The organism is Variovorax sp., assembly GCF_035634955.1.
Lineage (GTDB): Bacteria > Pseudomonadota > Gammaproteobacteria > Burkholderiales > Burkholderiaceae_C > Variovorax.
Map to the genome: position 1 here is coordinate 135273 of NZ_DASQBZ010000021.1, position 12731 is coordinate 148003.

The 12731-nt window shown below is 69.9% G+C and carries 11 protein-coding genes; 10 read left to right on the plus strand and 1 reads right to left on the minus strand.

Going from position 1 to position 12731, the window contains the following annotated elements; translation table 11 throughout:
• Nucleotides 1-16: 16 nt before the first annotated feature.
• Nucleotides 17-823, minus strand: coding sequence for an RNA methyltransferase (locus tag VES41_RS11445; RefSeq protein WP_324816698.1), 807 nt, complete (start codon nucleotides 821-823; stop codon nucleotides 17-19).
• Between the two features lie 111 nt (nucleotides 824-934).
• Between VES41_RS11445 and VES41_RS11450 the strand changes: the two genes are divergently transcribed.
• The 10 genes from VES41_RS11450 to mutS all read left to right on the plus strand — a co-directional run bounded on the left by VES41_RS11450 (nucleotide 935) and on the right by mutS (nucleotide 12714).
• Entirely contained in the window at nucleotides 935-1993 is a 1059-nt protein-coding gene (locus VES41_RS11450; protein WP_324817015.1) for an inositol monophosphatase family protein, read from the plus strand.
• Entirely contained in the window at nucleotides 1993-4221 is a 2229-nt protein-coding gene (locus VES41_RS11455; protein WP_324816699.1) for an FUSC family protein, read from the plus strand. Before VES41_RS11450 ends, VES41_RS11455 begins: the two co-directional genes overlap by 1 nt.
• A 5-nt stretch (nucleotides 4222-4226) precedes the next feature.
• Nucleotides 4227-5303, plus strand: coding sequence for a mechanosensitive ion channel family protein (locus tag VES41_RS11460; protein WP_324817017.1), 1077 nt, complete (start codon nucleotides 4227-4229; stop codon nucleotides 5301-5303).
• 165 nt (nucleotides 5304-5468) lie between these two features.
• Nucleotides 5469-5774: a plasmid stabilization protein gene (locus VES41_RS11465; protein ID WP_324816701.1), complete on the plus strand. Its 306-nt coding sequence runs from the start codon at nucleotides 5469-5471 to the stop codon at nucleotides 5772-5774.
• A 73-nt stretch (nucleotides 5775-5847) separates the two neighbouring features.
• Nucleotides 5848-6210 (plus strand): DUF1428 domain-containing protein, encoded by a 363-nt coding sequence (locus VES41_RS11470; protein ID WP_324816702.1) that lies wholly within the window; start codon nucleotides 5848-5850, stop codon nucleotides 6208-6210.
• Between the two features lie 59 nt (nucleotides 6211-6269).
• A complete protein-coding gene (locus tag VES41_RS11475) occupies nucleotides 6270-6659 on the plus strand; it encodes a hypothetical protein (RefSeq protein ID WP_324816704.1) in 390 nt (129 codons plus the stop codon).
• Between the two features lie 130 nt (nucleotides 6660-6789).
• Entirely contained in the window at nucleotides 6790-7233 is a 444-nt protein-coding gene (locus tag VES41_RS11480) for a GAF domain-containing protein (protein WP_324816705.1), read from the plus strand.
• A gap of 138 nt (nucleotides 7234-7371) precedes the next feature.
• Nucleotides 7372-8022, plus strand: a complete 651-nt coding sequence (locus tag VES41_RS11485) for a flavin reductase family protein (protein ID WP_324816706.1) — start codon at nucleotides 7372-7374, stop codon at nucleotides 8020-8022.
• A gap of 67 nt (nucleotides 8023-8089) precedes the next feature.
• Nucleotides 8090-9991 carry an acyltransferase family protein gene (locus tag VES41_RS11490; RefSeq protein ID WP_324816708.1) on the plus strand — a complete coding sequence of 634 codons (1902 nt, stop codon included), beginning with the start codon at nucleotides 8090-8092 and terminating at the stop codon, nucleotides 9989-9991.
• A 44-nt stretch (nucleotides 9992-10035) separates the two neighbouring features.
• On the plus strand, nucleotides 10036-12714 hold the full coding sequence (gene mutS, locus VES41_RS11495; protein ID WP_414719101.1) for a DNA mismatch repair protein MutS: 2679 nt from the start codon (nucleotides 10036-10038) through the stop codon (nucleotides 12712-12714).
• Nucleotides 12715-12731: the final 17 nt, after the last annotated feature.

A 12731-nucleotide genomic window follows, 5' to 3' on the forward strand; every position in this document is an offset into this window, starting at 1 on the left:
TTATGGGCCGGCCAGTCTATCGCCGCCCCGGATCGCCTGCCGGCGACGGGGCCTCCGGATCCGTGGCAGGCGTCTGGACGGCCGCGCCGCCTGCCGCGGCCGCGCGCGGCGGCTGCGGGTGCACCATCATCTTGGCAATGCCGCGCAGGATGTGGATCTCCTCGGTCGTCGGCTGCGCGCGATTGAAAAGCTGCGCCAGCCGCGGCATCAGCTTCTTGGGCGCGGCAGGGTCGAGAAAGCCGATCTCGACCAGCGACCGCTCCCAGTGCGCCAACATGCCGGCCACGGCCTGCGCATCGGCCGCCTGCGCGGTCGCTGCGGCCTCGCGCACGCCGAAGCCGCCGAGCGCCTGGCGCCATTCGTAGGCAATCACCTGGATCGCGGCGCCCAGGTTGAGCGAGCCGAAATCCGGTGCCGTGGGAATGGACAGCGCGACGTGGCAGCGGTAGACGTCCTCGTTGCGCATGCCGAAGCGCTCGGAGCCGAACAGGAAGGCCACGTGCTGTTCCGGACCGGCCGCCAGCGGCCCCAGGTGCTCGCGCGGCGAGCGCGTGGGGGGGCCGAAGTCGCGCGGCACCATGGCGGTGGCGCACATGTGCGTGATGCCGTCGAGCGCCTCGTCCAGCGTCTCGACGATGCGCGCCCTGGCCAACACGTCCAGTGCGCCGCTGGCGCGCTGCAGCGTCTCTTCGCGCCGCAGCACGTTCGGCCAGCGCGGCGCCACCAGCACCAGGTCGTCGAATGCCATGGTGCGCATGGCGCGCGCCGCCGCGCCCACGTTGCCGGCATGGCTGGTCTGGATGAGGATGAAACGGGTCTTCATGAACGGTGCCGCCGACGCGGACAGGGGCCGGGTAAAATGGAGCAGATTGTCGCCGCCCGCATCGCCGGGCGCTTTCAGGCCTCTTCCGCCGATCGGTTCTTCGCAAAATCCATGTCGCCCAACCAGCACCCCATGCTCAACGTGGCCGTCAAGGCCGCTCGCGCCGCCGGCGCCATCATCAATCGCGCCGCGCTCGACGTCGAGGCGGTGCGGGTCTCGCAAAAGCAGGTCAACGACTTCGTCACCGAAGTCGACCACGCCAGCGAGGCAGCCATCATCCAGACCCTCCTGGAAGCCTACCCCGGCCACGGCATCCTGGCCGAGGAATCCGGCCGCGAGCATGGCGCCAAGGATTCCGACTTCGTCTGGATCATCGACCCGTTGGACGGCACCACGAACTTCATCCACGGCTTTCCGGTCTACTGCGTCTCCATCGCCCTGGCGATCAAGGGCAAGGTCGAGCAGGCCGTCATCTACGACCCGTCGCGCAACGACCTGTTCACCGCCACCCGCGGCCGCGGCGCGTTCCTCAACGACCGCCGCATCCGGGTGAGCAAGCGCACCCGCCTGAACGAGTGCCTGATCTCCACCGGCTTTCCGTTCCGCACCGGCGACAACTTCAAGCAGTACCTGGCCATCATGGCCGACCTGATGCCGCGCGCCGCCGGCCTGCGCCGTCCCGGCGCGGCCGCGCTGGACCTGGCCTACGTGGCGGCCGGCTTCTCCGATGCCTTCTTCGAGACCGGCCTGAACATCTGGGACGTGGCGGCCGGTTCGCTGCTGGTGACCGAGGCCGGCGGCCTGATCGGCAACTTCACCGGTGAGCCGGACTTCCTCGAGCAGCGCGAATGCCTGGCCGGCGCACCGCGCGTGTACGGCCAACTGGTGCCGCTGCTGGCCAAGTATTCCAAGTTCGCCGGCGTGGACGACAAGCTCGACGCCTCCGAGCGCGCGCGCGCCGTGAGCCGGGATGCCGCACGCCAGGCCGGCACTGCCGATGCCGGCGACGGCGACATCTACGCCCGCAGCACCGTCTCGCTGCAGCAACCCGGCGAATCGGAAGCGGCCGACACGCCCGACGCGTCCAACCCGACGCCGCCCGAGGCCGTGCGCAAGCCCCTGCGCGTGCGCGCCGCCTCCCGACCCACGGACGACAAGCCCGGCCGGTGATGCGCTCGCCCCTCGCCGCAGCGCGTGCCCGCGCGGCGATGCGCGTGGCGATGTCCCACTATGTCGCCAACGGCATCTCGGTCGCACTCGGGCTGGCGCTGATCACCGCGGCGGCGCACCTCCTGCTGGGCACCGCGGCAGGCGCGGCGGTGTCGGTCGGCGTGATCGTCGCCACGCCGCCCGACCTGGCCGCGCCCCGGCGCGGCAAATTCCGCCAGATGCTGCCGGCACCGCTGATCGGGCTGCCGCTGTTCTTCGCGGTGCAGATGCTCCACAGCCGCCCGCTGGCGCTGGGGCTGCTGCTGGTGCCGGCCACCTTCCTGGCCTTCCTCGGCATGGCCTGGGGCAAGCGCGGCATCCCGATCGCCATCGCGGTCATGTTCTCCATGATCTTCGCCATGGCCACGCCGCCGCCTGCAAGCGCGCAACAGGCGATGTGGACCACGCTGTATTTCGGCCTGGGCGGCATGCTCTACGTGCTGTGGGCGACCATCGTGAACGCCGCGCTGAACGCGCGCTACCGTGTCCAGCTCATGGCCGACGTGCTGTTGTCGGTGGCCGCGCTCATGCGCACCCAGGCCCGGCAATTCGATGCGCCGGACGACACCGACGACGTGCGTGAACTCCAGGCGCCGGTGCTCGGCCAGCTGCTTCGCGACCAGGCCGCGCTGACCGACCAGTTGCAGGCCGCGCGCGACATCGTGCTCGAGTCGCCACGCACCGAGCGGCGCCAGCGGCTGGCCGCCATGCTGATGGTGGCGCTGGAGATGCGCGACCACCTGGTGGCCAGCGAACTCGACCTGGAAGCGCTGCGCGTGCATCCCGCTGGCGCGCGGGTGATCGGCGAGCTGCGCATGATCCTGCACGAGCTGGCCGGCGAGACCGCTGCCCTCGCCGACGCCCTGCTGCTGGGCCGGCGCCCACACGCCCCGCTCGACCGGCGCCCGCTGCTGGCGGACATCCGGCTGCCACAGGACAGCGGCCCGAACAGCGCCGGCATGGGTCCGACCCCTGCCCTGCTGGCCCGCGGCATCGCCAACCGCATCGGGCACCTCAACGACGACGTGCTGCGCATGACCCGCCTGGCACGGCGCGACATCGAGCCCGACCTGGCGGCCGTTCGCACCGGCTGGAAGATGTTCGTCAGCCCGACGCGGTGGTCGCTCGCCCCGTTCCTGGCCGTGTGGCGCTGGGACGCGCCGCCGCTGCGCCATGCCATCCGCGCGGCGCTGGCCATCGGTGCGGGCTATGCCATCGCGGTGGCGCAGAGCTGGGGTTCGCACGACTACTGGATCCTGCTGACCATCACCGTGGTGCTGCGCGGCAGCCTCTCGCAGACGCTCGAGCGGCGCAACCATCGCGTGGCCGGCACCCTGCTCGGCTGCGTACTGGCCACGGCGCTGCTGGCTTCGCACCCGTCGGCGCTCGAGCTGCTGCTGTGCCTGACCGGCGCGCAGGCAATCGCCCATGCCTTCGCCATCCGGCGCTATCTGGTCACCGCGGTGGCCGCCACCGTGCTCGGGCTGGTGCAGGCGCACATCCTCAACGCCGGACTGTCGACGTCGCTGGCCCTGTTCGAGCGCGTCGCCGACACGCTCATCGGCGCCGCCCTGGCCTGGGCCTTCTGCTACGTGCTGCCGTCCTGGGAACGCAGCCAGCTGCCGGCACTCGTGATGCGCACCATGCGCGCCCAGGCGCGCCATGCCAAGCTGGCGCTCGGCCTGGGCCAGCTGCAGGCAGCCGACGACAGTCCCGAGCTGGCGTGGCGCCTGGCCCGGCGCGAGGCCTACGACTCACTGTCGGCGCTGGTGCAGGCGACGCAGCGTTCGCTGTCGGAGCCGCGCGCCGTGCGCCCGCCCCTGGGGCCGCTGGAACACCTGCAGGCACACAGCTATCAACTGTTGGCGCAACTGAGCGCCGTCAAGTCGATGCTGGTGCTGCGCCGTGACCGCCTGACGCCGGCGCAGATCGAAGGGCCGCTGGCCCATGCCGCCGAGCACATCGAGCAACTGCTGTCGACGCGCCCTGCCGATGCCTCGTTGTCGCCGCCACCCGAAGGCATGCCGGCCAGCCCGAGCTCCGGCGGGCCGGTGACGCTGCCGGACCCGTTCGAGCAGGACATCAGCCCCTGGCTGCTGCGCAGGCTCGACATCGCCAGCCGCATTGCCATGCAATTGCGCGTGGATGCGGCACGCATCCTGCAGGCGCTCGACAACGCCACGCCGTGAATGCCATGAACCGCGAACTGCTGCTCTCCCATGCCTGGTCCGCGCCCGTGCTGGCCGCCGTCGCCGCCGTGCTGGCGACGCTCGTTGCGCACCGCATCCTCAGCCTGCTGCTGCTGCGCCTGACCCGTGGGCTGCCCGGCGTGCATGGCATGGTGGAGCAAGGTCGCCCGCCGGCGCGCTGGCTGCTGCCCATGATCGCGGCCGAGCTGGTCTGGCAGGCAGCACCGAACGACCTGCCCGGCATCAACGCCGTGCGCCATCTCACCGGCCTGCTGGTGATCATCTTCGGCACCTGGCTGGCGGCACGGGCGATCCGCGGGTTCACGCAGGGCTTCCTGGATGCGCACCCGGCCAACGTGACCGACAACCTGCAGGCGCGGCGCATCCACACCCAGGCGCGGGTGCTGTCGCGCATCGCCATGTCGGCGGCGGTCGTCATCGGCCTGGCCATGGCGCTGATGACCTTCCCGGGCGCGCGCCAGGCCGGCGCCAGCCTGCTTGCGTCGGCCGGCGTGTTCGGCCTGGTGGTCGGCCTTGCCGCGAAGCCGATGTTCGGCAACCTGGTGGCCGGTCTCCAGCTGGCACTGGCGCAGCCGATCCGGCTCGACGACGTGCTGGTCGTCGAGGGCGAGTGGGGCCGGGTCGAGGAGATCACCGGCAGCTTCGTGGTGGTGCGCATCTGGGACGACCGGAGCCTGATCCTGCCGCTGTCGTATTTCATCGAGAAGCCGTTCCAGAACTGGACGCGCAGCAGCTCGCAGCTGCTGGGTTCGGTGTTCTTCTACGTGGACTTCAGCATGCCGATCGCACCGTTGCGCGCCGAACTCGAACGCGTCGTGCGGGCCGCGCCGGAATGGGACGGACGCACCTTCGGCCTGCAGGTCACCGACACGACCGAGCGCACCATGCAGTTGCGAGTGCTGGCCACGGCCGTCGACTCGGGCAAGGCGTTCGACCTGCGCTGCCGTATCCGCGAGGCACTGATCGACTTCATGCAGCGTGAATATCCTGCCAGCCTGCCGCAGCTGCGCATCGCGCGCGACGGCGAGCCGCCCCCCGGCGCGGCGACGGCGGCCGGCTGAAGCAGCCCTCAGACGCGGAACGGATCGCGTCCCGCATCGGCGACGTGCCGACGGCCATCGCGGACCTGTTCCTACAGGCCGGCTTGTAGCGACGGCGCAGCATGAATTCGGGCGACACGGTGCCGCCTCGGTTGCGCAGGCAGCCGTCACCGAAGGAGAATGAGCATGCCTAGAGGCGAGAAGTCGGCCTACTCGGACAAGCAGAAGCGCAAGGCCCGCCACATCGAGGAAGGCTACGAGTCACGCGGCGTCTCGGAGAACGAAGCCGAACGCCGTGCCTGGGCCACCGTCAACAAGGAAAGCGGCGGCGGCAACAAGAGCGGGAGCGGCCGGGGCAAGGCCGACACCCACACGGCGTCGCGCAAGGGCGGGCACATCGGCGGACGGGCTTCTGCCAACCGTCCGGCCGCCGAGCGGTCGGCGTCTGCGCGCAAGGCTGCCGCTACCCGCCGCAGGCGCGCGGCGGCCTAGAGCGTCGACGCGGGGTCCTGCTCGGAGCCCGCGCGCCGACGCGGTCCCATGTCGTTTGATTCAGGAGACACCCATGCCTTATGTCGACGGATTCGTGGTCCCTGTTCCCCGCGCAAAGATCGACGCCTATCGCAAGATGGCGCAGGACGCGGGCAAGATCTGGCGCGAGCACGGCGCGCTGCAGTTCCGTGAGTGCGTCGCCGAGGATGTCAAGCCCGGTCAGCTGACCTCGTTTCCGCAGGCCGTGGACCTGCAGGACGGGGAAGTGGTGTTCTTCTCGTGGATCGTCTACGAATCGCGCGCCGCGCGCGACACCATCAATGACAAGGTGATGAAAGACCCGCGCATGGCCGACATGATGAAGCCGGACGCGGACGTGCCTTTCGACGTCAAGCGCATGATCTACGGCGGCTTCGACGTGTTGGTCGACCTCTGACCGGCCACCGACCGTGCGGGCGGGCACAATGGGCCCGCACCTGTCGGAGTTTCCCAAACATGTTCAAGAAGCATTTCTTCGCTGCTGCCCTGGCAGCGCCGCTTGCCTTCGCCGCGTCCAGCGGCGCTTACGGCGCCGACCTGCTCTTTCTCAAGAACAGCCCGGCCGCCAAATTCGGCCAGGCCGATTTCAAGCTGCTGCGCCAAAGCGTGGACAGCGCCTTGTCCGGCCCGCCCGACGGGCCCGTACAGACCTGGAAGAACGACAAGACCGGCGCATCCGGCACGGTCACGCCCGAGGGCGTGCAGCCGGCATCAGCCGGCGCAGGCAAGCCGGCCCGCGAATGCCGGCGCCTGCGCATCGCCAACGCCTACAAGCTCACGAAGGACGAGGGTGTCTATACCTTCTGCCGGTCCGCCAGCGGCGGCCAGTGGCAGTTGCGCCCCTGAGCAGGCCGCTGAGGCGCCATCCCTCTCTTTGAGGAAGACGGCGCCGCCAGGGTCGGGCACAAACGGGAGTTCACGTGGCCGGGCAATCTGAGCACGCTCCCACGCCGAACGACCCAAGGCAAGCAAGCAGATGGACCTCGACAGCAATTGGATGGCGCCCCGGCTGCGGCTCAGCATTGCCGCGTCCAAGCGCCTGGCAGGCACGCCGTCCAATGGCGGCGAATCGCTGGCGCACGGGCTGCTGGATGGGGTGGCCATGGCCGAGCAGACCATTTCCGAACTGCTGCGGCTGCTCGAGGAGCACCTGAGCATTCGCGCCGCCTTCGTCGCACGCGCGAGCGAGGAAGAAGCGCAATCGGCCGACGGGTGCGTGCTGGCGCCGCGTCCGAGCCAGGGCGCCGGCATCGGCGTGCCGATCCGCCTGGCCGACGGCCACGTCTTCGGCATGCTGTGCTTCTTCCGTACCAGCGACGAAGGGCAGTTGGACGACCGGGACGTGCGGCGCCTCCAGATGTCGGCCAGGGTGGCCGCCCGGATGATCGACGGCGCCTACGCGCACGGCATCGCGGTCTGACTGCGCGCTCCTTGAGTTGGACCTCCGCCTGCCTGGCGGCACGGCACTTGCTCGCGTGCAAGACGGCCTGACCGGATTGTGCACAATGTCAATTCGACATCGTTGACAAATCACCGGCCGCCCTCGAGTCGTCCCATCATGCCCACGCAGTTGCCCCCCACCACCGAGATCGACTTCTCCGCCATTTCCGCCTATCAGCGCTACAAGCTGATGGCCAGCCTGATCGTGCCGCGGCCGATCGCGCTGGTCACCACCGTCAACGCGCAGGGCGTGGTCAACGCAGCCCCTTTCTCCATGTTCAACATGCTGGGCGAGGACCCGCCCATCCTGATGATCAGCATCAACAAGCTGCAGGACGAACTGCTCAAGGACACCGCCGCCAACATCCTGGCCAACGGCGAGTTCGTGGTGCAGATCGCCGACGAGCCCATGGCCGAGCAGATGCATCGCTGCGGCGACAAGCTGCCGGCCAGCCAGAGCGAGCTGGACGCGGTCGGCCTCACCGCGGCCCCTTCGCGGACGGTCCGCCCACCGCGCATCGCCGAGGCGCCGGTGGCATTCGAGTGCCATCTTTCCGAGAAGCTGGAGACCGCCAGCCGGCATATCTTCATCGGCGAGGTGCGGTGGCTGCATGCGCGCGAAGGCCTGATCGACTTGGAACGCTACCGCGTGCACCTGCAGCACTACTTCCCGGTGGCGCGCTTCGGCGCGAGCTTCTACGTGCGCACGCGCGACCGCTTCTCGATGCAGACGGCCGCCGAGGTCAACAGCATCGATTCGCTCGATTGAGGCGGGGCGGCCAAGCAAGTTTCGTAACAAATTGATACCATAGACGAAGGCAGACCCCGACCCACCCATGCGCACCGTCCACCGCCAGGCCTATATCCCGGAAATGGACGGCCTGCGCGCGCTGGCGGTGTTGTCGGTTGTCATCTACCACGCCTTCCCCGGCTTTCTGCCCGGCGGGTTCGTGGGCGTGGATATCTTCCTTGTCATCTCCGGCTACCTGATCACCAGGCTGCTCCACACCGAGTGGCAAGCCACCGGGACGCTGGACATCTGCGCCTTCTATGCGCGCCGGGCGCGGCGGATCCTGCCGATGCTCGTGACCGTGGTGCTGTGCACGCTCGTCGCGGTGTGGCTGCTGCTCGACAGCGATGCGCTCCACGAGACAGCCGCCTCGGCCGCGGCCGCCCTCCTTTTCGCGGCCAACGCCTACTTCCAGGCAACGACCGGGGGCTATTTCGACCCGACCACGGAAAGGCTGGCATTGCTGCACCTGTGGTCGCTCGGGGTCGAGGAACAGTTCTACCTGCTCTGGCCGCTCATGCTGGCGCTGCTGCTGCGAACGCGCCCGGGCAGGATCGTCCCGGTGGTCCTGGCCGTGGCCGTCGCGTCGGCGTCACTGGCCGTCGCGATGTGCATCATCTCCCCGCACGCCGCCTTCTATCTCATGCCGACCCGGTTCTGGGAACTGGCCGCAGGTGGCCTGATCGCGCTCGGGGCCGGAAATGGCGGGCCGCGAGGACATGGCGCCAGCGCCGCCTGGGCAGGAATGGCGCTGATTGTCATTGCCATCCTTGCGCCGACGCAGGGATTCGCGGCCGTCAACGTCGTGCTGGCGGCCCTGGGCTGCGCCCTTCTCATCCGGGCGACGCACCTGCGCAGTCCGCTTGGGGTGGTCGGCGAGGTCCTGCGGTCGCGGCCCGCCGTGTTCCTCGGCCTCATTTCGTATTCGCTGTACCTCTGGCATTGGCCATTGCTCGCGATTGGGCGCTCCATGCACACGGGCACCGTGCCGCCGACCGCCCTGGCCGGCCTGTGCGTCGCCGCCGTCGGCCTCGCGTGGCTGGGCTACCACCTGATCGAAACGCCACTTCGCCGCCCCGACCCGGCCATTTCCCACCGTCGCCTGGTGACCACCTCGCTGCTGATGTGCGTCTCGCTGTCCGGCATGTCCTGGGCAACGGCCAGGCTGGTCGAGCCGCCGCCCTCGCTTGCGACGCACAGCCTGTCCGAGGTGGTCCTCCGGGACCGGCCACGCGATCCGCATGGCTGCCACTTCAATGCGATCGACAAGCTCGCCTCTTTCCCGAAAAGGGGTTGCGAGCGCGTCGACGACCGGCCGTCGGTGATCATCTGGGGCGACTCGCATGCCTGGGCGATGAGCCCGTTCGCGCAGGCGTTGGCATCGCGCGAAGACATGCCGTGGATGGACCTGACGCGCGACGCCTGCCCGCCCGCCGTCGGCTACGACGTCAATCGCGCGCGTCCGCTGGAATCCGACACCTGCCGCAAGTTCAATGATCTCGCCTTCGCCCAGGTCAGGAAGGCGGACATCCTCATCATGACGGCCCGCTGGGACGGCTACGCCTACCGCGACGAGCTCCTGCAGGGCGTGGCCACCACCGTGGCGGCGGCTTCCGGCATCGCGCGCCGCGTCCTGCTGATGGGTCCGTCGCCCACGCTGAAGGACCGCGTGCCGCGTTGCATCCAGGCTGGCGACCTGTCCGCCTGCAGCCTTCCCCGGTCGGAATTCGACGCGCAAACCCGGAAGATCAGCGCCGCCCTGGCGGCCGTGGCCAGTCGTCACGACAACGTGGTCTACGTCGACCGCGCCGACTACTTCTGCACCCCGGTCAGCTGCGATGCCATGCGCGACGGCTTCGGCCTCTACTGGGACGCACACCACGCCACCTCGACCGCGGCCCGCGCGTTCGCCCGTTCGTACCTCGACGCCACCGCCAACTGGCGATGAGCCCTGGCGGCGGCCCCGCGCAGCCGTCCACGATAATCCGGGGCATGAAGAGCGCGCCGAATCAACAGCCTGCAGACCCCACGATTTCGGCCCACACGCCCATGATGCAGCAATACCTGCAGCTCAAGGCCGACTTCCCCGACACCCTGCTGTTCTACCGCATGGGTGACTTCTACGAACTGTTCTTTGCCGACGCCGAAAAGGCCGTGCGGCTGCTCGACATCACCCTCACGCAGCGCGGCCAGTCGGCCGGCCAGCCGGTGGTCATGGCCGGCGTGCCGGTGCACGCGGTCGACGCCTACCTGGCGCGCCTGATCAAGCTGGGCGAATCGGTCGCCATCTGCGAGCAGGTCGGCGAAGTCGGCGCGGGCAAGGGGCCGGTGGAACGCAAGGTGATGCGGGTGGTCACGCCCGGCACGCTGACCGACGCCGAGCTGCTGGGCGATCGCAACGAGGCGCTGCTGGTGGCGGTCCACCCCGGTCCGCGCAATGTCTGCGGCGCGGCCTGGCTCAGCGTCACGTCGGCGCAGCTCAACCTGGCCGAGTTCGCCACCGACGACCTCGAGGCCTGGCTGACCCGGGTCGGGCCGACCGAGCTGGTCTACGGCGCCGACGTCACGCCGGCCTTCGAGCAGCGCCTTAAGGAGGTGCGCACGGCGGGCAACCAGCCGTTCACGCTGACCGTGCGGCCGGCCTGGCAGTTCGACGCCGGCCTGGGCGAGCGTCGCCTGGCCGGCCTGATGGGCGCGGCCTCGCTGTCGGCCTGGCAGGCCGACGGGCTGGCGCAGGCGCACGGCGCCGCCTCTGCCTTGCTGGGCTACGCCGAGCACACGCAGGGCCGCGCGCTGTCGCATATCCAGCACCTCGCGGTCGAGCGGGACGACGAATTCATCGAGTTGCCGGCCGCGACTCGCCGCAACCTCGAGCTGGTGCAGACGCTGCGCGGCGAGGCATCGCCCACCCTGTTCTCCCTGCTCGACACCTGCATGGGCGGCATGGGCAGCCGCCTGCTTCGGCGCTGGCTGCTGGCCCCTCGGCGCGAGCGCACGGCGGCGCGCGAACGCCTGGACGCGATCGCCACGCTGTCGGCACCGGGCGGCGCCGCCGACCTCCCAGCCTGGCGCGCCCTGCGCGAGCAGCTCAGGAACGTGAGCGACGTCGAGCGGATCGCCGCGCGCATCGCACTGCGCCAGGCCAAACCGCGCGAACTGGTCGCGCTGTGCGCCGCGCTGGACAAGGCGCGGGCCCTGGCGCCGGCACTGCCCTCGTCGACCGGCGGCCTGCTGGCGCGCATCGCCACCAATCTGCAACCGCCCGCCGGCTGCGCGGAAATGCTGGCCGCCGCGCTCAAGCCCGACCCGGCGGCCCAGGTGCGTGACGGCGGCGTGATCGGCGCCGGCCATGACGCCGAGCTCGACGAGCTGCGCGCCATCAGCGAGAACTGCGACGCCTTCCTGCTGGCGCTCGAAACCAGCGAGCGCGAGCGCACCGGCATCGGCAACCTGCGGGTGCAGTTCAACCGCGTGCACGGCTTCTACATCGAAGTCTCGCAGGGCGCCCTGGGCAAGGTACCGGAGAACTACCGGCGCCGCCAGACGCTCAAGAATGCCGAACGCTTCATCACGCCCGAACTCAAGGCCTTCGAGGACAAGGCGCTGTCAGCGCAGGAGCGCGCGCTGGCCCGCGAGAAGTGGCTCTACGAGCAACTGCTCGACGCCCTGCAGGTCCACGTGGCCACCCTCAATGGCGTGGCGCTCGCGCTGGCGTCGCTGGACGCGCTGTGCGCGCTGGCCGAGCGGGCCCACACGCTGGGCTGGAACGCGCCCGAGTTCGCCGCCCATCCCTGCATCGAGATCGCGCAGGGCCGGCACCCGGTGGTGGAGGCGCGGCTGGCCGAGCGCTCGGCCGGATCGTTCATCGCGAACGACACGCGCCTGTCGCCGCAGCAGCGCATGCAGGTGATCACTGGCCCGAACATGGGCGGCAAGTCCACCTACATGCGGCAGATCGCCATCATCGTGCTGCTCGCTTCCATCGGCTCGTACGTGCCGGCGCAGTCCTGCCGACTCGGGCCGATCGACGCCATCCACACCCGCATCGGCGCCGCCGACGACCTGGCCAACGCCCAGTCGACCTTCATGCTGGAGATGACCGAGGCGGCGCAGATCCTGCACGCGGCCACCTCGCAATCGCTGGTGCTGATGGACGAGATCGGGCGCGGCACCAGCACCTTCGACGGCCTCGCGCTGGCGGCCGGCATCGCCGCCTACCTGCACGACCGCTCGCGCGCCTTCACGCTGTTCGCGACCCACTATTTCGAGCTGACCGAATTCCCGGCCACGCACCACCAGGCGGTCAACATGCATGTCAGCGCCACCGAGTCGGGCCGCGACATCGTGTTCCTGCACGAGGTGCAGGCTGGCCCGGCGAGCCGCAGCTACGGCATCCAGGTGGCGCGGCTGGCCGGCATGCCGGCCGCTGTGGTGAACCACGCGCGCCAGGCGCTCTCCGCACTGGAGGCGCAGCAGCACGAGTCGCGCCGCCAGGTCGACCTGTTCGCGCCGCCGCCGGCGCAGGAGGCGCCGGCAGCCAGCGCCGTAGAATCGCAGCTCGCCGCGCTCGATCCCGACGCGATGAGCCCGCGCGAGGCGCTCGAGGCACTCTATGCGCTGCGCAAGCTGCTCCAGCGCGAACAGCCGGCGCCGCAAGCCATTCCACACTGAACCGCGTGCACGGGACC

What these genes read in the sequence shown, in the direction of transcription:
- VES41_RS11475 (WP_324816704.1), top strand. Translation starts at nt 6,270, where the DNA reads ATGTTCAAGAAGCATTTCTTCGCTGCTGCCCTGGCAGCGCCGCTTGCC.
- VES41_RS11445 (WP_324816698.1), bottom strand. Translation starts at nt 823, where the DNA reads ATGAAGACCCGTTTCATCCTCATCCAGACCAGCCATGCCGGCAACGTG.
- VES41_RS11465 (WP_324816701.1), top strand. Translation starts at nt 5,469, where the DNA reads ATGCCTAGAGGCGAGAAGTCGGCCTACTCGGACAAGCAGAAGCGCAAG.
- VES41_RS11460 (WP_324817017.1), top strand. Translation starts at nt 4,227, where the DNA reads ATGAACCGCGAACTGCTGCTCTCCCATGCCTGGTCCGCGCCCGTGCTG.
- mutS (WP_414719101.1), top strand. Translation starts at nt 10,036, where the DNA reads ATGAAGAGCGCGCCGAATCAACAGCCTGCAGACCCCACGATTTCGGCC.
- VES41_RS11450 (WP_324817015.1), top strand. Translation starts at nt 935, where the DNA reads ATGTCGCCCAACCAGCACCCCATGCTCAACGTGGCCGTCAAGGCCGCT.
- VES41_RS11480 (WP_324816705.1), top strand. Translation starts at nt 6,790, where the DNA reads ATGGACCTCGACAGCAATTGGATGGCGCCCCGGCTGCGGCTCAGCATT.
- VES41_RS11485 (WP_324816706.1), top strand. Translation starts at nt 7,372, where the DNA reads ATGCCCACGCAGTTGCCCCCCACCACCGAGATCGACTTCTCCGCCATT.
- VES41_RS11490 (WP_324816708.1), top strand. Translation starts at nt 8,090, where the DNA reads ATGCGCACCGTCCACCGCCAGGCCTATATCCCGGAAATGGACGGCCTG.
- VES41_RS11455 (WP_324816699.1), top strand. Translation starts at nt 1,993, where the DNA reads ATGCGCTCGCCCCTCGCCGCAGCGCGTGCCCGCGCGGCGATGCGCGTG.
- VES41_RS11470 (WP_324816702.1), top strand. Translation starts at nt 5,848, where the DNA reads ATGCCTTATGTCGACGGATTCGTGGTCCCTGTTCCCCGCGCAAAGATC.